The 21,035-nt window shown below is 67.0% G+C and carries 33 protein-coding genes; 28 read left to right on the top strand and 5 right to left on the bottom strand.

Annotated features, from left to right (window positions below; genetic code table 11):
- Positions 1-19: 19 nt before the first annotated feature.
- The 5 genes from ADL03_RS10330 to ADL03_RS10310 all read right to left on the bottom strand — a co-directional run bounded on the left by ADL03_RS10330 (position 20) and on the right by ADL03_RS10310 (position 2,741).
- Positions 20-457, bottom strand: coding sequence for a hypothetical protein (locus ADL03_RS10330; RefSeq protein WP_053733157.1), 438 nt, complete (start codon positions 455-457; stop codon positions 20-22).
- A 5-nt stretch (positions 458-462) separates the two neighbouring features.
- Entirely contained in the window at positions 463-909 is a 447-nt protein-coding gene (locus ADL03_RS10325; protein WP_053733156.1) for a hypothetical protein, read from the bottom strand.
- Positions 910-1,009: 100 nt separating this feature from the next.
- Positions 1,010-1,291: a zf-TFIIB domain-containing protein gene (locus ADL03_RS10320; protein ID WP_053733155.1), complete on the bottom strand. Its 282-nt coding sequence runs from the start codon at positions 1,289-1,291 to the stop codon at positions 1,010-1,012.
- 67 nt (positions 1,292-1,358) lie between these two features.
- Entirely contained in the window at positions 1,359-2,183 is an 825-nt protein-coding gene (locus ADL03_RS10315) for a phosphotransferase family protein (RefSeq protein ID WP_053733250.1), read from the bottom strand.
- Positions 2,184-2,279: 96 nt separating this feature from the next.
- Positions 2,280-2,741, bottom strand: coding sequence for a hypothetical protein (locus tag ADL03_RS10310; protein WP_053733154.1), 462 nt, complete (start codon positions 2,739-2,741; stop codon positions 2,280-2,282).
- Between the two features lie 542 nt (positions 2,742-3,283).
- Between ADL03_RS10310 and rpsL the strand changes: the two genes are divergently transcribed.
- From rpsL to map, 28 genes are all read left to right on the top strand, one after another.
- Entirely contained in the window at positions 3,284-3,658 is a 375-nt protein-coding gene (rpsL, locus tag ADL03_RS10305) for a 30S ribosomal protein S12 (RefSeq protein ID WP_030473471.1), read from the top strand.
- Between the two features lies 1 nt (position 3,659).
- Positions 3,660-4,130, top strand: coding sequence for a 30S ribosomal protein S7 (gene rpsG, locus ADL03_RS10300; protein WP_053733153.1), 471 nt, complete (start codon positions 3,660-3,662; stop codon positions 4,128-4,130).
- Positions 4,131-4,208: 78 nt separating this feature from the next.
- Entirely contained in the window at positions 4,209-6,311 is a 2,103-nt protein-coding gene (gene fusA / locus ADL03_RS10295) for an elongation factor G (RefSeq protein ID WP_053733152.1), read from the top strand.
- A gap of 148 nt (positions 6,312-6,459) precedes the next feature.
- Positions 6,460-7,653 carry an elongation factor Tu gene (gene tuf, locus ADL03_RS10290; RefSeq protein WP_053733151.1) on the top strand — a complete coding sequence of 398 codons (1,194 nt, stop codon included), beginning with the start codon at positions 6,460-6,462 and terminating at the stop codon, positions 7,651-7,653.
- A gap of 589 nt (positions 7,654-8,242) precedes the next feature.
- A complete protein-coding gene (gene rpsJ, locus ADL03_RS10285) occupies positions 8,243-8,548 on the top strand; it encodes a 30S ribosomal protein S10 (RefSeq protein ID WP_003938093.1) in 306 nt (101 codons plus the stop codon).
- A 27-nt stretch (positions 8,549-8,575) separates the two neighbouring features.
- Positions 8,576-9,226: a 50S ribosomal protein L3 gene (rplC, locus tag ADL03_RS10280; protein WP_053733150.1), complete on the top strand. Its 651-nt coding sequence runs from the start codon at positions 8,576-8,578 to the stop codon at positions 9,224-9,226.
- The gene (gene rplD, locus ADL03_RS10275; protein WP_053733149.1) at positions 9,226-9,912 is read left to right on the top strand and encodes a 50S ribosomal protein L4; all 687 of its coding nucleotides are present in this window, start codon (positions 9,226-9,228) and stop codon (positions 9,910-9,912) included. Before rplC ends, rplD begins: the two co-directional genes overlap by 1 nt.
- The gene (gene rplW, locus ADL03_RS10270; protein ID WP_030473465.1) at positions 9,909-10,208 is read left to right on the top strand and encodes a 50S ribosomal protein L23; all 300 of its coding nucleotides are present in this window, start codon (positions 9,909-9,911) and stop codon (positions 10,206-10,208) included. Before rplD ends, rplW begins: the two co-directional genes overlap by 4 nt.
- A 19-nt stretch (positions 10,209-10,227) precedes the next feature.
- Positions 10,228-11,061: a 50S ribosomal protein L2 gene (rplB, locus tag ADL03_RS10265; protein ID WP_053733148.1), complete on the top strand. Its 834-nt coding sequence runs from the start codon at positions 10,228-10,230 to the stop codon at positions 11,059-11,061.
- Between the two features lie 18 nt (positions 11,062-11,079).
- Positions 11,080-11,361 (top strand): 30S ribosomal protein S19, encoded by a 282-nt coding sequence (gene rpsS, locus ADL03_RS10260; RefSeq protein ID WP_053733147.1) that lies wholly within the window; start codon positions 11,080-11,082, stop codon positions 11,359-11,361.
- A 33-nt stretch (positions 11,362-11,394) separates the two neighbouring features.
- On the top strand, positions 11,395-11,793 hold the full coding sequence (gene rplV / locus ADL03_RS10255; protein WP_053733146.1) for a 50S ribosomal protein L22: 399 nt from the start codon (positions 11,395-11,397) through the stop codon (positions 11,791-11,793).
- Positions 11,793-12,626 (top strand): 30S ribosomal protein S3, encoded by an 834-nt coding sequence (rpsC, locus tag ADL03_RS10250; RefSeq protein ID WP_053733145.1) that lies wholly within the window; start codon positions 11,793-11,795, stop codon positions 12,624-12,626. Before rplV ends, rpsC begins: the two co-directional genes overlap by 1 nt.
- A 3-nt stretch (positions 12,627-12,629) precedes the next feature.
- Complete coding sequence (gene rplP, locus ADL03_RS10245) at positions 12,630-13,049, top strand: 50S ribosomal protein L16 (RefSeq protein WP_030473461.1); 420 nt, start codon at positions 12,630-12,632, stop codon at positions 13,047-13,049.
- Positions 13,049-13,291: a 50S ribosomal protein L29 gene (gene rpmC / locus ADL03_RS10240; protein WP_053733144.1), complete on the top strand. Its 243-nt coding sequence runs from the start codon at positions 13,049-13,051 to the stop codon at positions 13,289-13,291. Before rplP ends, rpmC begins: the two co-directional genes overlap by 1 nt.
- On the top strand, positions 13,288-13,569 hold the full coding sequence (gene rpsQ, locus ADL03_RS10235) for a 30S ribosomal protein S17 (protein WP_053733143.1): 282 nt from the start codon (positions 13,288-13,290) through the stop codon (positions 13,567-13,569). The genes rpmC and rpsQ overlap by 4 nt, the downstream gene beginning before the upstream one ends.
- A gap of 85 nt (positions 13,570-13,654) precedes the next feature.
- Positions 13,655-14,023: a 50S ribosomal protein L14 gene (gene rplN, locus ADL03_RS10230; protein ID WP_030478306.1), complete on the top strand. Its 369-nt coding sequence runs from the start codon at positions 13,655-13,657 to the stop codon at positions 14,021-14,023.
- Between the two features lie 2 nt (positions 14,024-14,025).
- Positions 14,026-14,340, top strand: coding sequence for a 50S ribosomal protein L24 (gene rplX, locus ADL03_RS10225; RefSeq protein WP_030473457.1), 315 nt, complete (start codon positions 14,026-14,028; stop codon positions 14,338-14,340).
- Between the two features lie 2 nt (positions 14,341-14,342).
- Entirely contained in the window at positions 14,343-14,906 is a 564-nt protein-coding gene (rplE, locus tag ADL03_RS10220) for a 50S ribosomal protein L5 (RefSeq protein WP_053733142.1), read from the top strand.
- A gap of 4 nt (positions 14,907-14,910) precedes the next feature.
- Positions 14,911-15,096 carry a type Z 30S ribosomal protein S14 gene (locus tag ADL03_RS10215; protein WP_030473455.1) on the top strand — a complete coding sequence of 62 codons (186 nt, stop codon included), beginning with the start codon at positions 14,911-14,913 and terminating at the stop codon, positions 15,094-15,096.
- A gap of 120 nt (positions 15,097-15,216) precedes the next feature.
- The gene (gene rpsH / locus ADL03_RS10210; protein WP_030473454.1) at positions 15,217-15,615 is read left to right on the top strand and encodes a 30S ribosomal protein S8; all 399 of its coding nucleotides are present in this window, start codon (positions 15,217-15,219) and stop codon (positions 15,613-15,615) included.
- A gap of 12 nt (positions 15,616-15,627) precedes the next feature.
- Positions 15,628-16,167 carry a 50S ribosomal protein L6 gene (rplF, locus tag ADL03_RS10205; protein ID WP_053733141.1) on the top strand — a complete coding sequence of 180 codons (540 nt, stop codon included), beginning with the start codon at positions 15,628-15,630 and terminating at the stop codon, positions 16,165-16,167.
- Between the two features lies 1 nt (position 16,168).
- Positions 16,169-16,570 (top strand): 50S ribosomal protein L18, encoded by a 402-nt coding sequence (gene rplR / locus ADL03_RS10200; RefSeq protein ID WP_030473452.1) that lies wholly within the window; start codon positions 16,169-16,171, stop codon positions 16,568-16,570.
- A 34-nt stretch (positions 16,571-16,604) separates the two neighbouring features.
- Positions 16,605-17,213: a 30S ribosomal protein S5 gene (gene rpsE / locus ADL03_RS10195; RefSeq protein ID WP_053733140.1), complete on the top strand. Its 609-nt coding sequence runs from the start codon at positions 16,605-16,607 to the stop codon at positions 17,211-17,213.
- Between the two features lie 2 nt (positions 17,214-17,215).
- Positions 17,216-17,401 carry a 50S ribosomal protein L30 gene (rpmD, locus tag ADL03_RS10190; RefSeq protein WP_053733139.1) on the top strand — a complete coding sequence of 62 codons (186 nt, stop codon included), beginning with the start codon at positions 17,216-17,218 and terminating at the stop codon, positions 17,399-17,401.
- Positions 17,398-17,838 (top strand): 50S ribosomal protein L15, encoded by a 441-nt coding sequence (rplO, locus tag ADL03_RS10185; protein ID WP_053733138.1) that lies wholly within the window; start codon positions 17,398-17,400, stop codon positions 17,836-17,838. Before rpmD ends, rplO begins: the two co-directional genes overlap by 4 nt.
- 464 nt (positions 17,839-18,302) lie before the next feature.
- Positions 18,303-19,616, top strand: coding sequence for a preprotein translocase subunit SecY (gene secY, locus ADL03_RS10180; protein ID WP_053733249.1), 1,314 nt, complete (start codon positions 18,303-18,305; stop codon positions 19,614-19,616).
- Positions 19,616-20,176: an adenylate kinase gene (locus tag ADL03_RS10175; protein WP_053733137.1), complete on the top strand. Its 561-nt coding sequence runs from the start codon at positions 19,616-19,618 to the stop codon at positions 20,174-20,176. Before secY ends, ADL03_RS10175 begins: the two co-directional genes overlap by 1 nt.
- A 50-nt stretch (positions 20,177-20,226) precedes the next feature.
- Positions 20,227-21,000, top strand: a complete 774-nt coding sequence (gene map / locus ADL03_RS10170; protein ID WP_053733136.1) for a type I methionyl aminopeptidase — start codon at positions 20,227-20,229, stop codon at positions 20,998-21,000.
- Positions 21,001-21,035: the final 35 nt, after the last annotated feature.

Genomic DNA, 21,035 nt, shown 5'->3' with positions numbered 1-21,035 from the left:
GGAGGAGGGCGGGCGAGGGTCAGCGGCGGCGGGCGCGGGCCAGGGCGCGGGCGCGGAGGACGAGGTCGTCCACCAGGTGCTCGTCGACCAGGGGTGGGACACCGGACTCGTCGGTGCAGCAGCGGGGTTTGGTGCGCTTCTCCGACAGGCGGGGACGGACGCCGGCCATCTCGTACAGGACCTCGTAGAGGTCGAGGCCGGGGTCGTCGTCGTGGGGGCCGACGAGCAGGACCCAGACGACGTCGGGGGAGGGGAAGGCGACAACGACCCGGTCGGCGCCGCGGAGGTGCTTCACGCACAGGCGGGGGAGCGGGTCCGGGCCGGTGACGCGGTAGCCGAGGGCGGCGCAGCCCGAGTGGGCCAGCTCGTCCAGGAAGCGCTCGTAGGCGATGCGGGCGCGGCCGCGGAGGCCGGCGGCCTGGGCGTGGGCGGTGTGGGTTTCTACGACCTGGAGCAACGTGATCAGGCCGGGCGGACCACGCGTCCCCTGCCGCTGCGCATCTCGTCGAGGGATGCGGCGAGGTCGGTGCGTTCGAGCAGTGACCGGTCGCTGAGGCGGCGGTGGACTTCGTCCAGCAGGCCGCGGGTCTTGCCGGCGCGGCGGAGGTCGGAGACCAGGTGGAGGACCTCGTGCAGGCGCACGGTGTCGAGGAGCATGCGCGGTTCCTGGCTGTGGATGGCCAGCACGCCCTCGCGGGCCCACGCCTTCACGGTCTTCTCGGTCATATCGAGCAGTTCGCCAGCCACCACCGGTCGCACGGGCGGGGCTTGGCGCAGGGTTCGTGCCACCACGCCGTCCAGCTTGCGGCGCCGTTCGTCGTCGGCTGCCAGGGAGGACGCGACGGACTCGATCTCCTCGATGGTGTCGAAGAGGTCCCGGATCTGGGCGGCCTCGGTTGCCACGGACATGGCTGCTCCTCCCGTTGACTACCGATTATCGCCCTGATTCTCGGTAGTCGTCAACGGCCCCGGAGCAGGGATCCGGGGCCGTCGCGAAAGGTCACCGAGGTCAGGAGGAGAAGAACAGGCCCGAGAGGCCGTGGTGCTTGCGGTGGCCGTAGCCGTAGCCGCCGTGTCCGCCGTGGTGGTGGTGGACCTGCGGCGCGGCGCCCCAGGCGGGCTGGACCGGCTGCGGGTAGGCCATGGGCGGAGGCGCCGGGGCGGCCGGCGGCGGCGTGTGCATCTGGGCCTCGAGGCGCGTGATGGACTCGAGCTCGCCGTAGTCGAGGAAGACCCCGCGGCAGCCGTCGCACTGCTCGATGTGGACGCCCATGCGGTCGAACGTGCGCATGTTCGCATGACACTTGGGACACTGCATCGTGGTGAGCCTCCTGCGGTGGGACCGGACAAAAACGATATTAGCCGCGGTCGTGGAGCTCGTGTGCCGCGACGATCCGACGACAAGCCTCGACCAGCGGTTCCACGGCCTGCAGACCGGTCACGAGTGCCCGCGCTGCCATCTGGACAACGTACGCCTGGGCCGGGATGTTGAGTGCTTCCCATTCCGATGTCGGCAGCGCCACACCACCCGTTTCGCGGTAGGTGTTCAGGAACCGCGCCCACAGGTCGTCCGGCAGGATGCCCGCCGCGAACAACGCCGCAGGTCGCGCCAGGTCCCACACCGGATCGCCGACCCCCAGGTCGTCCACGTCGATCAGCCGCCACGCGCCCCGGTGCACGAGCTGCCCGAGGTGCCAGTCGCCGTGGATCAACGCCTTCGCCGACACGCCCAGCGGCGGCAGCACCTCGAACGCCGCCAGCACCACGTCGGCGTGCGGCAGCTCCGGCGGCAACGCCCTGATGGCCCGCACGACCCGTTCCGGCGCACCGGCCGTCGGCCCCTGCACGGGCAGTGCGTGCAGCTTCGCCAAGAGCTGTGCGCTCTCCTCCCACGGCGCCCCGTCCGGGTCGCTCTGGCTCACCGGCGTCCCGTACGGCCACACCGTCACCGGCCGGTCGTCCACGAACTGCAGCGGCATCGACGGCGGCAACAGCAGGTCCGGGTGCGCCGCGGCGATCTCGACCCGCTGCCGCAACGCCTCGACGTCCGTGTCGGCGGGGTAGGCCTTGGCGACCACGTCACCGACCCGCACCACCACGACGTCACCGCGGTCGCCGCCGAGCACCTCCGGGTCGGCGGAGGAGCCGGTCAACGAGGCCATCGCCGCGATCAGGTCGTCCATGCGCACAGTGAACCAGGGCGGCTGCCGCGGCCGGGCCGGCTGCGGCGAGTGGTGCGGGAGCACCCGATCAGGTACGTCTGTGCCTCGACAGGACGCTCAGCCGGTGATGCAGATCGTGGTCGGCGGCTTGTCGTAGGTCTTGACGTCGTCGCCGGCCCCGCACAACGACCGGTTCGCCTTGCCGTCCACCACCTTGGTCACCTTGCGCGTGCCGGTGCCGCAGGCGAGCTTCGTGTCGAACTTGCCGACCTGCTTGAGGCAGTCGCCCTCGCGCACGTTCAGCGCGTAGCACTCCCGCGTCTTGCGCTTGGTCTTGCGGTTGCGCGCCGACGTCTCCTCCACGTAGTCACCGCCGGGACACGGCGCGGTGACGCCGCGTTCGATGGAGACGAGCTTGTAGACGGCCTCCTGCGCGGAGCAGTCGGCCTTGGTCAGCTCGGCGTCGTCGCGGGACAGGTCCACGACCTTGGCGCACTCGCCGACCCCCGGCTGCTCGGTCCACAGCGAGCACCCGGACACGACCAGCGCCAGCGCGGCGATGACGGCGATGTTCCTCACGGCTTCTCCTGCGGGTCGTCCTGGACGGTGTGGCAACGCGAGCGCCTGTGGCGAAAGTCGCATCGTCTCGTGGCGGGGGCCGGTGCCGAGGGGTGGTCGGGACACGGCGGTGACCGTCCGGTCGGGTGACGTCACGGCTGTCCGCAGCGTCGCCACCTCACCTTCCCCGCCCTGGTGACCGGCCTGCGCCGGTCCGCCTTCCCGCTGGCAGCGGCCACCGCGCGAGCGGCGGGCTGTGACAGAACCGCTGCCCGCGGGTAGGACTTGACGTGCGGGCCATGTCTACTGCATGCGCGGGGGCGGCACCCCCGTTTTGACCCAGGTAGACGTGGGCGGGTATCTTTGCTACTCGTGCCCGACCCATGTCGGGCCGCTCCGCGTGCCCGTGAGGCCGTGGTGTCCTCCACTCGCAGTGGCAGTTGAACTGTTGCTTGCGGACCTTGGGAGCGGGCGACACGCCCGACCTCGGGTGCAGAGAGGGATCAAGAAACACGAGGGTGAACCGCAAGGGACGCCCGCAAGACGGAAGAAGCAGCCGGCGAATGCCAACGATCCAGCAGCTGGTCCGCAAGGGCCGCCAGGACAAGGTGGCGAAGCAGAAGACGGCGGCCCTCAAGGGCTCGCCGCAGCGGCGCGGTGTGTGCACCCGCGTTTACACCACCACCCCCAAGAAGCCGAACTCCGCACTGCGCAAGGTCGCTCGCGTGAAGCTGACCAGCGGTATCGAGGTCACGGCGTACATCCCCGGTGAGGGCCACAACCTCCAGGAGCACTCGATGGTGCTCGTGCGCGGTGGTCGTGTGAAGGACCTCCCGGGTGTTCGTTACAAGATCATCCGTGGCTCTCTCGACACTCAGGGTGTCAAGAACCGCAAGCAGGCTCGCAGCCGTTACGGCGCGAAGAAGGAGAAGAGCTGAGATGCCCCGCAAGGGACCGGCCCCCAAGCGGCCGCTGATCTCCGACCCGGTCTACAGCTCGCCGCTGGTGACCCAGCTCATCAACAAGGTGCTGGTCGACGGCAAGCGCTCGGTCGCCGAGAAGATCGTCTACGAAGCGCTCGAAGGTGCTCGCGAGAAGACCGGCACCGACCCGGTCGTCACGCTGAAGCGCGCGCTCGACAACGTGAAGCCGTCCCTGGAGGTCAAGAGCCGCCGCGTCGGTGGTGCGACCTACCAGGTGCCGATCGAGGTCAAGCCCGGCCGCGCCACCACCCTCGCGCTGCGCTGGCTGATCACCTTCTCCCGGCAGCGCCGTGAGAAGACCATGGTCGAGCGTCTGATGAACGAGCTGCTCGATGCGAGCAACGGCCTCGGTGCGAGCGTCAAGCGCCGTGAGGACACGCACAAGATGGCCGAGTCCAACAAGGCCTTCGCCCACTACCGCTGGTGATGTGACGCCCGGCCTGGACAACAGGCCGGGCGCTCCCAGCCCTAGTGAGCCCACAAGCTCAAGACAGGGGAAAGACCCGTGGCACAGGACGTGCTCACTGATCTTGCCAAGGTCCGCAACATCGGGATCATGGCCCACATCGACGCGGGCAAGACCACGACGACTGAGCGGATCCTCTTCTACACGGGGATCAGCTACAAGATCGGCGAGGTTCACGACGGCGCCGCCGTGATGGACTGGATGGAGCAGGAGCAGGAGCGCGGCATCACGATCACGTCGGCCGCGACGACCTGCTACTGGAAGAACCACCAGATCAACCTGATCGACACGCCCGGCCACGTCGACTTCACCGTCGAGGTCGAGCGCAACCTGCGCGTCCTCGACGGCGCCGTTGCCGTCTTCGACGGCAAGGAGGGCGTCGAGCCGCAGTCCGAGCAGGTCTGGCGGCAGGCGACCAAGTACGACGTCCCGCGCATCTGCTTCGTCAACAAGATGGACAAGCTCGGCGCGGACTTCTACTTCACCATCCGCACCATCTCCGAGCGCCTGGGTGCCAAGCCCCTCCCGATCCAGATCCCGATCGGTGCCGAGAGCGACTTCATCGGCGTCGTCGACCTGATCGAGATGCGCGCTCTGACCTGGCGCGGCGAGGTCCAGAAGGGCGAGGACTACGCGATCGAGGAGATCCCCGCGGATCTCGTCGAGAAGGCGCAGGAGTTCCGCGAGGCGCTGCTCGAGGCCGTCGCCGAGACCGACGACGAGCTGACCGAGAAGTACTTCGAGCAGGGCGACCTGTCCGTCGAGGAGATCAAGGCCGGCCTCCGCAAGATCGTTGCCGAGGGCACCGCCTACCCGATCCTCTGCGGCTCCGCGTTCAAGAACAAGGGCGTCCAGCCCATGCTCGACGCGGTGATCGACTTCCTGCCGTCGCCGCTGGACCTCCCGCCGGTCGAGGGCACGCTTCAGGACGGCGAGACCGTCGTGTCGCGCAAGGCCTCGTCCGACGAGCCGTTCTCCGCGCTCGCGTTCAAGATCGCCGTGCACCCGTTCTTCGGCAAGCTGACCTACATCCGGGTCTACTCGGGCAAGGTCGCCTCCGGCACCCAGGTCGTCAACGCGACCAAGGACCGCAAGGAGCGCATCGGGAAGATCTTCCAGATGCACGCCAACAAGGAGAACCCGGTCACCGAGGCCATCGCCGGTCACATCTACGCCGTGATCGGTCTGAAGGACACGACGACCGGTGAGACCCTCGCCGACCCGGCGAACCCCATCGTCCTCGAGTCGATGACGTTCCCCGAGCCGGTCATCCAGGTCGCCATCGAGCCCAAGACGAAGGCCGACCAGGAGAAGCTGGGCACCGCGATCCAGAAGCTGGCCGAGGAGGACCCGACGTTCCGGGTCAACCTCGACCAGGAGACGGGCCAGACCATCATCGCCGGCATGGGCGAGCTCCACCTGGACATCCTGGTGGACCGCATGCGCCGCGAGTTCAAGGTCGAGGCCAACATCGGCAAGCCTCAGGTGGCGTACCGGGAGACCATCCGCAAGGCGGTGGAGAAGTACTCCTACACCCACAAGAAGCAGACCGGTGGCTCCGGCCAGTTCGCGAAGGTGCTCGTCACCGTCGAGCCGCTGGAGAAGAAGGAAGACGGCGCGCTCTACGAGTTCGTCAACGCCGTCACCGGTGGTCGCATCCCCCGCGAGTACATCCCGTCGGTCGACGCGGGTGCGCAGGACGCGCTGCAGTACGGCGTGCTGGCGGGCTACCCGCTGGTCGGCGTGAAGGTGACGCTGCTCGACGGCGCCTACCACGAGGTCGACTCCTCGGAGATGGCGTTCAAGATCGCTGGTTCGATGGCCCTCAAGGAAGCCGCCCGTCAGGCGTCTCCTGCGATCCTCGAGCCTCTGATGGCCGTCGAGGTCACGACGCCCGAGGAGTACATGGGCGACGTGATCGGCGACCTGAACTCCCGCCGTGGCCAGATCCAGGCCATGGAGGAGCGCAGCGGCATCCGTGTCGTCAAGGCACTGGTTCCGCTGTCGGAAATGTTCGGGTACGTGGGTGACCTGCGGTCCAAGACCCAGGGTCGCGCCAACTACTCGATGGTGTTCGACTCCTACGCAGAGGTTCCCGCGAACGTCTCGAAGGAGATCATCGCGAAGGCGACCGGGGAGTAACTCCCCACCGGAGCACCGCAGTTCCACCGCGGGCTCTCCGGGGGTGAATCCCTGGGGTCCGCTACTTTCAGACCCTGACGTGTAAGTCCGGCGGGTGGCCACAGATGCCCGCCGGACCAGCAAAAAAGAAGTCCAGGAGGACAATCCAGTGGCCAAGGCGAAGTTCGAGCGGACGAAGCCGCACGTCAACATCGGCACCATCGGTCACATCGACCATGGCAAGACCACGCTGACCGCGGCGATCTCCAAGGTTCTGCACGACGCGTACCCCGATGTGAACGCTTCGTTCGCGTTCGACCAGATCGACAAGGCGCCGGAAGAGAAGCAGCGCGGCATCACGATCTCGATCGCGCACATCGAGTACCAGACGGAGAACCGTCACTACGCGCACGTCGACTGCCCCGGGCACGCCGACTACATCAAGAACATGATCACCGGTGCGGCGCAGATGGACGGCGCCATCCTCGTGGTCGCGGCGACCGACGGTCCGATGCCGCAGACGAAGGAGCACGTCCTCCTGGCCCGCCAGGTCGGCGTCCCCTACATCGTCGTCGCGCTGAACAAGGCCGACATGGTGGACGACGAGGAGATCCTGGAGCTCGTCGAGCTCGAGGTCCGCGAGCTGCTCTCCGAGTACGAGTTCCCGGGCGACGACCTGCCGGTCGTGCGCGTTTCGGCGCTGAAGGCGCTGGAGGGTGACGAGACCTGGGGCAAGTCCGTGCTGGAGCTCATGGCCGCCGTCGACTCGGCGATCCCGGAGCCGGAGCGCGAGACCGACAAGCCGTTCCTCATGCCCGTCGAGGACGTCTTCACGATCACCGGCCGCGGCACCGTCGTGACCGGTCGCATCGAGCGCGGCATCATCAACGTGAACTCCGAGATCGAGATCGTCGGCATCAGGGAGCAGTCGAAGAAGACGACTGTCACCTCGATCGAGATGTTCAAGAAGTTCCTCGACGAGGGTCGCGCCGGTGACAACGCCGCGCTGCTGCTCCGCGGCATCAAGCGCGAGGAGGTGGAGCGCGGCATGGTCATCGTCAAGCCGGGCACCACGACCCCGCACACCGAGTTCGAGGCGCAGGTCTACATCCTGTCGAAGGACGAGGGTGGCCGCCACACGCCGTTCTTCAACAACTACCGTCCGCAGTTCTACTTCCGGACGACGGACGTGACCGGCGTTGTGACCCTCCCCGAGGGCACCGAGATGGTCATGCCGGGTGACACCACCGGTATGTCGGTCAAGCTGATCCAGCCGATCGCCATGGACGAGGGCCTCCGCTTCGCGATCCGCGAGGGTGGCCGCACCGTCGGCGCCGGCTCTGTCACCAAGATCGTCAAGTGACCAAGCTCTAGCTGTTAGTTCGGCGCGAGGCCGGGCCAACGACTTCGTTGGCCCGGCCTTCGTCGTCCGGACGTGGGCTGTGCGGCAGCTCACGCCGAAAATGTTCGACGCGCACGGATGCAGATCCCGTGCGGGGATCTCGTTGCCGGACAACGGAACCGCTGCGCCCGTCGTTCCACATGCGACGGACCGGGCGGCCCGCGGAGCTTGATCCGCACGTGATCTGCCTCTAAGACACCCACCCCGATTTGGATCGCCTCGCAACCGTGTGGCATTCTTTACGGGTTGCTCGACGAAGGCCGGGTCGCACCTGTGTGTAACCTGAGACCTTCGACCGAGCGTCCGCGCCCTGTTAGTGAACGCCTCCTTGCGGAGATGGGCATCAGGGTGCATGGGCTGTGGTAGGCCCAATCCCACCGGGGAGACCTTGCGTGGGACCGGTATGCGCACCGGGCGCGACACGCCCGACCGCGTGGACCGGGCACCATGACACTTCAACAGGGGCGGAGCGCGCCAAGAGGCTGTAACAGGCCTCATCCGAGGCACCGCACCGCAGCGGTTACGAGAAGCAGAGGAACGGCAAGCCATCATGGCGGGACAAAAGATCCGCATCCGGCTCAAGGCCTACGACCACGAGGCGATCGACGCGTCTGCGCGCAAGATCGTTGAGACCGTGACGCGCACCGGCGCTCGGGTTGTCGGGCCCGTGCCGCTGCCCACTGAGAAGAACGTGTACTGCGTCATCCGCTCGCCGCACAAGTACAAGGACTCGCGCGAGCACTTCGAGATGCGCACGCACAAGCGGCTGATCGACATCCTCGACCCGACGCCGAAGACGGTTGACGCGCTCATGCGCATCGACCTGCCGGCCAGCGTCGACGTCAACATCCAGTAAGCGTTGGGCGCGGAGAGTAACGGACCAATGTCTGACAGGCAGATGAAGGGCATCCTGGGCACCAAGCTCGGCATGACTCAGGTCTTCGACGAGAACAACCGGGTCGTCCCGGTGACCGTCGTCAGGGCTGAGCCGAATGTCGTGACCCAGGTTCGCACCGAGGAGAAGGACGGCTACACCGCCGTCCAGCTGGCGGCCGGCGCGATTGACCCGCGCAAGGTCAACAAGCCCGTCGCGGGCCACTTCGCCAAGGCCGGGGTCACGCCCCGTCGCCACCTGGTGGAGCTGCGCACGGCGGACGCCAGCGAGTACACGGTCGGCCAGGAGATCACCGCTGAGGTGTTCGAGGCCGGCGCTGTTGTCGACATCACCGGCACCAGCAAGGGCAAGGGCACCGCAGGTGTCATGAAGCGCCACAACTTCCGGGGCCTCGGCTCCAGCCACGGCACCCAGCGCAAGCACCGCTCGCCGGGTTCCATCGGTGGCTGCGCCACTCCGGGTCGCGTCTTCAAGGGTCTGCGCATGGCCGGCCGCATGGGCCACGTGCGCGTCACGACCCAGAACCTGAAGGTGCACAAGATCGACGCCGAGAACGGCCTGCTGCTCATCAAGGGCGCTGTTCCCGGCCCCAAGGGTGGTCTGGTGTTCGTCCGGACTGCCGCGAAGGGCGGTGCCTGATGTCGACGGTTGAGATCCGTACCCCGGACGGCCAGTCCGCCGGCACGGTCGAGCTCCCCTCGGCTGTCTTCGACGCGCAGGCGAACGTCGCGCTGCTGCACCAGGTCGTCGTGGCCCAGCAGGCCGCCGCGCGCCAGGGCACGCACTCGACGAAGACCCGCGGCGAGGTGTCCGGTGGTGGCAAGAAGCCGTACCGCCAGAAGGGCACCGGTCGCGCCCGCCAGGGTTCGACGCGTGCTCCGCAGTTCGCCGGCGGTGGCGTCGTCCACGGCCCGCAGCCGCGTGACTACTCGCAGCGCACCCCCAAGAAGATGAAGGCCGCCGCCCTGCGCGGTGCCCTCTCCGACCGGGCTCGCGCCAACCAGGTGCACGTCGTGTCCGGCCTGGTGGACGGGGACACCCCGTCGACCAAGACCGCGCGCAAGGTCCTGGACTCGGTCACCCAGGCCCGTCGCGTTCTCGTGGTGCTCAACCGCACCGACGAGGTCGCGTGGGTCAGCGTGCGGAACCTCCCGCACGTGCACGTGATCGCGCCCGACCAGCTCAACACCTACGACGTGCTCGTCAACGACGACGTGGTGTTCACCAAGGACTCGCTCGACGTGTTCCTCGCCAGCAAGGCCCAGGCGGGTTCTGGCTCGGCTGAGGCCACGGCGACCGTGGTGGACGAGGAGGCCTCGAAGTGATCCCCGACCACAGGGACATCTTGCTCGCGCCCGTGATCTCCGAGAAGTCCTACGGGCTGCTCGAGGAGAACAAGTACACCTTCCTGGTGGCGCCGGGTTCGAACAAGACCCAGATCAAGATCGCCGTGGAGAAGGTCTTCGGCGTGAAGGTCGTCAGCGTCAACACCATCAACCGGCAGGGCAAGCGCAAGCGCACCCGCACCGGGTTCGGCAAGCGCAAGGACACGAAGCGCGCGATCGTGACTCTGTCTTCGGACAGCAAGCCGATCGAGATCTTCGGCGGCCCTGCCGCCTGATGACGAGGACTGCGTAGAGATGGGCATTCGCAAGTACAAGCCGACGACCCCCGGTCGTCGCGGTGCGAGCGTCTCCGACTTCGCCGAGATCACTCGGTCGACTCCGGAGAAGTCGCTGATCCGCCCGCTGCACAAGCTGGGTGGCCGCAACGCGTCGGGCAAGATCACCACGCGGCACAAGGGTGGCGGTCACAAGCGGGCTTACCGCCTGATCGACTTCCGTCGCAACGACAAGGACGGCGTGCCGGCCAAGGTCGCTCACATCGAGTACGACCCCAACCGCACCGCGCGCATCGCGCTGCTGCACTACGCGGACGGCGAGAAGCGCTACATCATCGCCCCGGAGAAGCTCAAGCAGGGTGACACGGTTGAGAACGGCCCCAAGGCCGACATCAAGCCGGGCAACAACCTGCCGCTGCGCAACATCCCGGTCGGTTCCGTGATCCACGCGATCGAGCTCCGCCCCGGTGGCGGCGCGAAGATCGCCCGCTCGGCCGGCGCCTCGGTCCAGCTCGTGGCGAAGGACGGCCCGTACGCCCAGCTGCGGATGCCTTCCGGCGAGATCCGCAACGTGGACGTGCGCTGCCGCGCCACGCTCGGAGAGGTCGGCAACGCCGAGCACCAGAACATCAACTGGGGCAAGGCCGGCCGCATGCGGTGGAAGGGCAAGAAGCCCACCGTCCGCGGTGTCGCCATGAACCCGGTCGACCACCCGCACGGTGGTGGTGAGGGCAAGACCTCCGGTGGTCGCCACCCGGTCAACCCGGCTGGTAAGCCCGAGGGTCGTACCCGCCGCCGCAAGCCAAGCGACAAGCTCATCGTCCGGCGTCGTCGCACCGGTAAGAAGCGCTGAGCAGGGAGGGAGTGAAGGATGCCTCGCAGCCTTAAGAAGGGTCCCTTCGTCGACGACCACCTGCTCAAGAAGGTGGACGCGCAGAACGAAGCGGGCAAGAAGACCGTCATCAAGACGTGGTCCCGCCGGTCCACGATCATCCCGGACATGCTGGGCCACACCATCGCGGTGCACGACGGCCGTAAGCACGTCCCGGTGTTCGTGACCGAGGCCATGGTCGGGCACAAGTTGGGCGAGTTCGCCCCGACCCGCACCTTCAAGGGCCACATCAAGGACGACCGGAAGTCTCGTCGCCGCTAGGCGCCGAACTGAGAAGAGCAAGGGAAAGCAGCGATGAACGCCCGTAAGGACGCTGAGGCGCAGGAGTTTCCGCGCGCCGTGGCTCGGGCTCGCTACGTCCGCGACACCCCCATGAAGGTCCGTCGCGTCGTCGAGCTCATCAAGGGTCGTAACGCCAGCGAGGCCCTGGCCGTGCTCCAGTTCGCGCCCCAGGCCGCCTCTGAGCCGGTCGCGAAGGTGCTCGCCAGCGCCATGGCCAACGCCGAGAACAACATGTCCCTGGACCCCGACACCCTCTGGGTTTCGGCGGCCTACGTGGACGAGGGTCCGACCCTCAAGCGTTTCCGCCCGCGTGCCCAGGGCCGCGCGTACCGGATCCGCAAGCGGACGTCGCACATCACCATCGAGGTGGAGTCGCGTCCGAAGAAGACCAGCGCGAAGGGAACCCGGTAGTGGGCCAGAAGATCAACCCGCACGGCTTCCGGCTGGGGATCACCACCGACTGGAAGTCCCGCTGGTACGCCGACAAGCAGTACGCCGAGTACGTCGCGGAGGATGTCAAGATCCGCCGACTGCTCAGCAAGGGCATGGAGCGTGCCGGCATCTCCAAGGTGGAGATCGAGCGCACCCGTGACCGGGTTCGCGTCGACATCCACACCGCCCGGCCGGGCATCGTCATCGGCCGTCGTGGTGCCGAGGCGGACCGCATCCGCGGTGAGCTGGAGAAGCTCACCAAGAAGCAGGTCCAGCTGAACATCCTCGAGGTCAAGAGCCCCGAGTCGGACGCGCAGCTCGTGGCACAGGGTGTCGCCGAGCAGCTGTCCAACCGCGTTGCCTTCCGGCGCGCGATGCGCAAGGCCATCCAGTCGGCCATGCGTTCGCCGCAGGTCAAGGGCATCCGCGTGCAGTGCGGCGGTCGCCTTGGCGGCGCCGAGATGTCCCGCTCGGAGCACTACCGCGACGGCCGCGTGCCGCTGCACACCCTCCGCGCCAACATCGACTACGGCTTCTTCGAGGCCCGCACCACGTTCGGCCGTATCGGCGTGAAGGTGTGGATCTACAAGGGCGACATCGTCGGTGGCATCTCGGCCAAGCGCGCGCTCGACGCGGCCCCGGCTCAGGGAGCCGACCGCGCCCCGCGCCGCGACCGCAACGAGCGTCCGAACCGTGCCCGTCGTTCCGGTGCCAGCGGCACCACCGCGACGAGCACCGAGGCCGGCCGCGCCGCCGCTGACGCCACGGCGTCGGCTGAGGCCCCGGCTTCTGCAGAGAAGACGGAGAGCTGAGCCATGCTCATCCCTCGTAGGGTCAAGCACCGCAAGCAGCACCACCCGAAGCGGTCGGGTGCTGCCAAGGGCGGCACGAAGGTCACCTTCGGTGAGTACGGCATCCAGGCTCTGGAGCCGGCCTACGTGACGAACCGGCAGATCGAGTCCGCTCGTATCGCCATCACTCGCCACATCCGCCGTGGCGGCAAGGTCTGGATCAACATCTTCCCGGACCGTCCGCTCACGAAGAAGCCGGCCGAGACCCGCATGGGTTCCGGTAAGGGTTCGCCGGAGTGGTGGGTGGCCAACGTCAAGCCGGGTCGCGTCCTCTTCGAGATGGCCTTCCCGAACGAGCAGGTGGCCCGCGAGGCTCTTCGCCGCGCGATCCACAAGCTCCCGATGAAGTGCCGCATCGTTACGCGTGAGGGTGGTGAGTTCTGATGGCAGCGGGTACCACCGCTTCCGAGCTGCGTGAGCTCACCGAGGAAGAGCTCGTGCTGCGTCTGAAGGAGTCGAAGGAAGAGCTCTTCAACCTTCGCTTCCAGATGGCCACGGGCCAGCTCGACAACAACCGGCGGCTGCGCACGGTCCGGCACGAGATTGCCCGGATCTACACCGTGATGCGGGAGCGGGAGCTCGGGCTCTCCGTCACGCCGGATTCCACTGGTGAGGGTGCGGCATGACCGAAAGCAACGAAGTTCAGACCGAGAAGCGCAACGACCGCAAGGTCCGCGAGGGCCTCGTCGTGTCCGACAAGATGGACAAGACGATCGTCGTGGCGCTCGAGGACCGCAAGAAGCACCCGCGTTACTCCAAGATCATGCGCTCCACCACCAAGGTGAAGGTGCACGACGAGGAGAACGCGGCGGGCATCGGCGACCGGGTCCTGCTCATGGAGACCCGGCCCCTGTCGGCGACCAAGCGCTGGCGGCTCGTCCAGATCCTCGAGAAGGCCAAGTAGTCCCCCAGAGGGATCAAGCACTGTAGACAGACCGAGCCCGTCGGGTCGGAAATCCGGCGGGCCAGGAATGGTCAGGAGCAAGTAAGTGATTCAGCAGGAGTCGCGACTTCGTGTCGCCGACAACACCGGTGCGAAGGAAATCCTTTGCATCCGTGTTCTCGGTGGCTCGGGTCGCCGCTACGCGGGCATCGGCGACATCATCGTCGCGACCGTCAAGGACGCGATCCCCGGTGCCGGCGTGAAGAAGGGTGACGTCGTCAAGGCCGTCATCGTCCGGACCGTCAAGGAGCGCCGTCGGCCGGATGGCTCGTACATCCGCTTCGACGAGAACGCCGCCGTGCTCATCAAGAACGACAACGAGCCCCGCGGCACCCGCATCTTCGGCCCGGTCGGCCGCGAGCTGCGCGACAAGAAGTTCATGAAGATCATCTCGCTGGCTCCGGAGGTGCTCTGACCATGAAGGTGAAGAAGGGCGACACGGTCGTCGTCATCGCCGGCAAGGACAAGGGCGCGAAGGGCAAGGTCATCCAGGCCTACCCGGAGACCGGCAAGGTCCTGGTCGAGGGCGTCAACCGGATCAAGAAGCACACCCGGATCACGCAGACCCAGCGCGGCGCGCAGTCCGGTGGCATCGTGACCCAGGAAGCCCCGATCAACGTCTCCAACGTGATGGTGGTCGACTCGGACGGCAAGCCGACCCGTGTTGGTTACCGTACGAACGACGAGGGCAAGCGGGTCCGCATTTCCCGTCGTAACGGGAAGGACATCTGATCATGACTACCGCAGAGAAGATCATCCCGCGGCTCAAGACGCGCTACCGCGACGAGGTCAAGGGCGAGCTGCAGAAGCAGTTCTCCTTCGCCAACGTGATGCAGATCCCCGGCGTCGTCAAGGTCGTCGTCAACATGGGTGTCGGCGACGCCGCCCGTGACGGCAAGCTGATCGACGGTGCCGTCAAGGACCTGTCGATCATCACCGGCCAGCGTCCCGAGGTCCGTCGGGCCCGCAAGTCCATCGCGCAGTTCAAGCTGCGCGAGGGCATGCCGATCGGCGCGCGCGTCACGCTGCGCGGCGACCGCATGTGGGAGTTCCTGGACCGCCTGCTGACGATCGCGCTGCCCCGTATCCGCGACTTCCGCGGCCTCTCGGGCAAGCAGTTCGACGGCAACGGCAACTACACGTTCGGTCTGAACGAGCAGTCGATGTTCCACGAGATCGACCCCGACTCGATCGACCGTCCCCGCGGCATGGACATCACCGTCGTCACCACCGCCACGAACGACGAGGAGGGCCGGGCGCTGCTGAAGCACCTGGGCTTCCCGTTCAAGGAGAACTGAGTCGATGGCCAAGAAGGCGTTGATCAACAAGGCCGCGAAGAAGCCGAAGTTCAAGGTCCGGGGCTACACCCGGTGCCAGCGTTGCGGCCGCCCCCACGCGGTGTTCCGCAAGTTCGGCCTCTGCCGGATCTGCCTGCGCGAGATGGCTCACCGCGGTGAGCTGCCTGGCGTGAGCAAGTCCAGCTGGTAATCAAGAGCTTCATTACTTCGCTGTAGGCCCGCACACGACCGTCCTGTCCCTCCCCGTCCGGGGAGGGCAGGTCTGGACCCTGAGCGGTGAACCGCAGCGAGAAGGGTTGACCAGGTCACCATGACGATGACCGATCCGATCGCAGACATGCTCACTCGTCTGCGCAACGCGAACTCGGCTTACCACGACAAGGTCGTGATGCCGCACTCGAAGTTGAAGGCCAACATCGCCGAGATCCTCAAGCGCGAGGGCTACATCGCCTCGTACCGCGACGAGGAGGGCGAGGTCGCCAAGAACCTCGTCGTCGAGCTGAAGTACGGCCCCAACCGGGAGCGCAGCATCGCGGGTCTCCGCCGTGTGTCGAAGCCCGGCCTGCGCGTGTACGCGAAGTCCACCGGCCTGCCCCGAGTTCTCGGTGGCCTCGGTGTGGCGATCATTTCGACCTCTGGTGGTCTCATGACCGACCGCCAGGCCAACAAGGCAGGCGTGGGCGGAGAAGTCCTCGCCTACGTTTGGTAAGGGGGAGTAGACATGTCGCGCATCGGTAAGCAGCCGATCATTGTCCCCTCCGGGGTCGACGTGAACATCGCCGGCCAGGACGTGAGCGTGAAGGGCCCCAAGGGCACCCTGACGCTGACGATCGCTGAGCCGATCAGCCTGGAGAAGGCTGAGGACGGCACTCTCGAGGTCAAGCGCCCGAACGACGAGCGCCGGAACCGCGCGCTCCACGGCTTGTCGCGCACGCTCGTGCACAACATGGTCGTCGGTGTGACCCAGGGTTACGAAAAGAAGATGGAAATCCACGGCGTCGGTTACCGCGTCGCGCTCAAGGGCACTGAGCTCGAGTTCGCACTCGGTTACTCCCACCCCGTCAAGGTCGAGGCCCCCGCGGGCATCACCTTCGCGGTGGAGACCCCGACCCGCTTCTCCGTCTCGGGTATCGACAAGCAGCTGGTCGGTGAGGTCGCCGCCAACATCCGCAAGCTGCGCAAGCCCGACCCGTACAAGGGCAAGGGCGTCCGGTACTCGGGCGAGAAGATCCGTCGCAAGGTCGGAAAGACGGGTAAGTGACATGAGCGAGTCGACTGTTACGAAGCGCAAGCCGGTGGGCAAGGACATCTCCACCAGGCGTCGTGTTGCGAAGGCCCGTCGCCACTTCCGCCTCCGCAAGAAGGTCAGCGGCACCGCCGAGCGTCCGCGCCTGGTCGTGCACAGGTCGTCGAAGCACATCACCGTGCAGATCATCGACGACCTGAAGGGCCACACGGTCGCGTCCGCTTCCTCGATGGAGGCCGACGTCCGTGCGCTGGAAGGCGACAAGAAGGCCCGCGCGGCCAAGGTCGGCCAGCTGGCCGCGGCCCGTGCCAAGGACGCCGGCATCACGGCGGTCGTGTTCGACCGCGGTGGCAACGCGTACCACGGCCGCATCGCCGCTCTGGCTGACGCCGCTCGCGAGGCGGGGCTGGAGTTCTGACAATGATCATCACTGGAATTGAGAGGGACGCCTGATGCCAGGACGTACGCGTCGCGAAGGCGGCGGGGGCGAGCGCGGAGAGCGCCGCGACCGTCGTGACGGCGGCCGCGGCGGCGCGGCCCAGGAGAAGACCCCCCACCTCGAGCGCGTGGTTGCGATCAACCGCGTCTCCAAGGTGGTCAAGGGTGGTCGTCGGTTCAGCTTCACCGCGCTCGTCGTGGTGGGTGACGGCGACGGCATGGTCGGCGTCGGTTACGGCAAGGCCAAGGAAGTTCCCGCGGCCATCGCCAAGGGTGTCGAGGAAGCGAAGAAGAACTTCTTCCGCGTTCCCCGCATCGCCGGCACCATCCCCCACCCGATCCAGGGTGAGAAGGCCGCTGGTGTGGTCCTGCTGCGTCCGGCCTCGGCCGGTACCGGTGTCATCGCGGGTGGCGCTGTCCGCGCCGTCCTCGAGTGCGCCGGCGTGCACGACGTGCTGTCGAAGTCCCTGGGCTCCGACAACGCGATCAACATCGTGCACGCGACCGTGGCGGCCCTCAAGGGTCTGCAGCGTCCCGAAGAGGTCGCGGCCCGTCGTGGCCTGCCCCTCGAGGACGTCGCTCCCGCCGGCATGATCCGCGCTCGCGCGGGCCAGGGGGTCTGATCATGGCTCAGCTCAAGATCACCCAGGTGCGCAGCACCATCGGTACCAAGCACAACCACCGCGAGTCGATGCGCACCCTCGGGCTGCGCAAGATCCGCCAGTCGGTCGTGCGTGAGGACACCCCCCAGGTGCTCGGCCTGATCCACGCCGTGCGCCACCTGGTGAGTGTTGAGGAGGTCCAGTCGTGACCATCAAGATCCACGACCTGCGTCCCGCTCCCGGAGCCAAGACCGCCAAGACCCGCGTCGGCCGCGGTGAGGGCTCCAAGGGCAAGACCGCCGGCCGCGGTACGAAGGGCACGGGCGCTCGCAAGAACGTCTCGCCGCGCTTCGAAGGTGGCCAGATGCCGCTGCACATGCGGCTCCCGAAGCTCAAGGGCTTCAAGAACCCGTTCCGCACCGAGTACCAGGTCGTGAACGTCTCCTCGATCGCCGCCTCCTTCCCGGAGGGTGGCTCGGTGGACGTCGCCGCACTGGTGCTGGCCGGGCTGGTCCGCAAGGGCTCGCTCGTCAAGGTGCTGGGTGACGGTGACGTCAGCGTCAAGCTGGACGTCACGGCGAACAAGTTCTCCAAGACCGCTGTGGAGAAGATCGCTGCTGCGGGTGGGACGACCACGGTCGCCTGATCCCTGGCTTGTCCGAAGGGCCCCGAGGCTTTCGCCTCGGGGCCCTTCGGCGTTGCGGTGTGCCCTCACAGGCCCGGCAAACGGTCGGAGCGCTGGACGGGGAAGCCACCCACCGCGGAACCGCCGCTGAGGACTTTGTGTTGTGGTGTTCTGCGTGGAGCTGAAATTTCCCCCCGATCGGTGGGAACTCGGAGGGGTGCCGGGGCGTTCGCTGAGCCTGTTGTGGCTGCTAGTAGCACGGATTGTCCGGGTTTGCTACCCCGGATGGCCTAGTGGACCGGGCAGAGATCAACCGAGTTGAACCTGTGATTGGCCACTGGGTACGACCAGGTGGTGGGGGACTGTTAGTGTTGCGGGCTGAACCCGGATGTCCTCCGGGTTGCTTGGTCGTGGCTACCTACCTCGGCCCTGCCATCTACCGCATGTGCCGGTCCCTGGGGGTCGGCAACGCTCAGGAGGTTCGCGTGCTCGGCGCATTCCGCTCGGCTCTCGCGACGCCGGATCTACGCAAGAAGATCCTGTTCACGCTCGGGATCATCATTGTGTACCGGCTTGGTGCGACCATGCCCGCGCCGGGCGTGTCCTTCAAGAACGTGCGGGCGTGTGCTGAGCAGCTCGAAGGCCAGAACATCTACTCGCTGATCAACCTGTTCAGCGGCGGCGCGCTGCTCAACCTGTCGGTGTTCGCGCTGGGCATCATGCCCTACATCACGGCGAGCATCATCATCCAGCTCCTCACCGTGGTCATCCCGCGGTTCGAGCAGCTGAAGAAGGAAGGGCAGGCCGGGCAGGGCAAGCTCACGCAGTACACCCGCTACCTGACCATCGGCCTCGCGATCCTGCAGTCGACCGGTCTGGTGGCGCTGGCGGTGCGCGGGCAGCTGTTCGGTGAGTGCGACCAGGACGTCATCCCCGGCAAGGACAGCATCTTCACGTTGATCGTCCTGGTCGTCACGATGACGGCCGGTACCTCGGTCATCATGTGGCTGGGTGAGCTGATCACCGAGAAGGGCATCGGCAACGGCATGTCGTTGCTGATCTTCACCGGTATCGCGGCCCGGATCCCGGCCGAGGGCAAGAACATCTGGGAGAAGGACCAGAGCCGGATCACCTTCATCCTGGTCTGCGTGGCCGCTCTGCTCATCATCGCGAGCGTCATCTACGTCGAGCAGGCCCAGCGCCGCATCCCGGTGCAGTACGCCAAGCGCATGATCGGTCGCCGCATGTACGGCGGCACCTCGACGTACCTCCCCCTCAAGGTGAACCAGGCCGGCGTCATCCCGGTCATCTTCGCTTCGTCGCTGCTCTACCTGCCGGACCTGATCGTCCGCCTCACGAACTCCTCGGGTGAGCCCAACTGGTTCTCCACGTTCGTGCAGACCTACCTGGTCAAGCAGTCGAGCTGGGTGCACATCGCCGTCTACTTCCTGCTGATCGTGTTCTTCACGTACTTCTACGTCGGCATCACGTTCAACCCGGACGAGCGTGCCGACGAGATGAAGAAGTTCGGTGGCTTCATCCCCGGCATCCGTCCCGGTCGCCCCACCGCCGAGTACCTGAAGTTCGTCCTGGGCCGCATCACGCTGCCCGGGTCGCTCTACCTCGGCATCGTGGCGATCCTGCCGAACCTGTTCCTCGACATCACCAACGAGGGCCAGAACCAGAACTTCCCGTTCGGCGGCACCGCGGTTCTGATCATGGTCGGTGTCGGTCTCGACACCGTGAAGCAGATCGAGAGCCAGCTCATGCAGCGCAATTACGAAGGGTTCCTCCGCTAGTGCGACTCGTTCTCGTTGGCCCGCCCGGTGCGGGCAAGGGCACCCAGGCCGAGGTGCTGAGCACCAAGCTCGGCGTGCCGCACATCTCGACGGGCGACCTCTTCCGGTCACACATCAGCAACCAGACCGAGCTCGGGCTGGAGGTGCAGAGCATCCTCGACGAGGGCGCTCTCGTGCCGGACTCCATCACGAACGAGATGGTGCGCAAGCGCCTGGCCGACCCGGACGCCGCCGACGGGTTCCTGCTCGACGGGTTCCCGCGGAACGTGGCGCAGGCGGACAAGCTCGGTGAGTTCCTGTCCGTCGACGGCCACGGCCTCGACGCGGTGCTCGAGTTCCGGGTCGACGAGGACGTCGTGGTGGAGCGGTTGCTGGCGCGCGGGCGCACGGACGACAAGGAAGACGTCATCCGGCACCGGCAGCAGGTGTACCGCAACGAGACCGCGCCGTTGCTCGACTACTACGCGGACAAGGTCATCACCATCGACGCCGTCGGTGAGATCGACGAAATCAGTGAGCGGGCCCTTGCTGCGTTGCACGCGCTGCGCGGCGAGAAGTGACCGGTGGACTGCTCGACCGACTCCGGTCCGTTGTCACAGGCAGTGAAAAGATGATCGAGATCAAGACCCGCGGCCAGCTGGAGGCCATGCGCGCCTCCGGCCTGGTCGTGGCCCGCGCCCTGCGCAACGTCGTCGACGCGGTCAAGGTCGGTGTCTCCACGCAGGAGCTCGACGAGATCGCGGAGCAGACGATCCGCGACGCCGGCGCCGTTCCGTCGTTCAAGGGCTACCACGGGTTCCCCGCGAGCATCTGCGCGTCGGTGAACGAGCAGATCGTCCACGGCATCCCCAGCCGCACGCAGGTGCTGGCCGAGGGCGACCTCATCTCCATCGACTGCGGCGCCATCCTCGACGGCTGGCACGGCGACTCGGCGGTCACCGTGGGCGTCGGCGAGCTCTCGCCGGCCGACCACAGGCTGTCCGAGGCGACCAGGCTGTCGATGCTCGCGGGCATCGAGGCCGCGCTGCCCGGCGGGCGGCTCACCGACATCTCGTTCGCCATCGAGGCCTCGGCCATCGAGTCGGGCGAGCGCGACGGCATCGAGTACGGCATCGTCGCGGACTACGGCGGCCACGGCATCGGCACCAAGATGCACATGGACCCGTTCCTGCCGAACTACGGCAAGCCCGGCAAGGGCCCCAAGCTCAAGGTCGGCATGGCCATCGCGATCGAGCCGATGCTCACGCTCGGCACGGACGACTCGCAGGAGCTGGACGACGGCTGGACCGTCATCACGCTCGACGGGACGCGTGCCGCGCACTGGGAGCACACGGTCGCGATCACCGAGGAAGGCCCCTGGGTGCTCACCGCGCCCGAGGACTGAGCCCGCAGCACCCGCACGTTCCGGCACGGCCCCCG

Origin of the sequence: Nocardia sp. NRRL S-836, assembly GCF_001279525.1 — a bacterium.
GTDB lineage: Bacteria > Actinomycetota > Actinomycetes > Mycobacteriales > Pseudonocardiaceae > Lentzea.
Note: the sequence above shows the minus strand (reverse complement) of the source record. Positions and strands in the feature narration are given on the sequence as shown.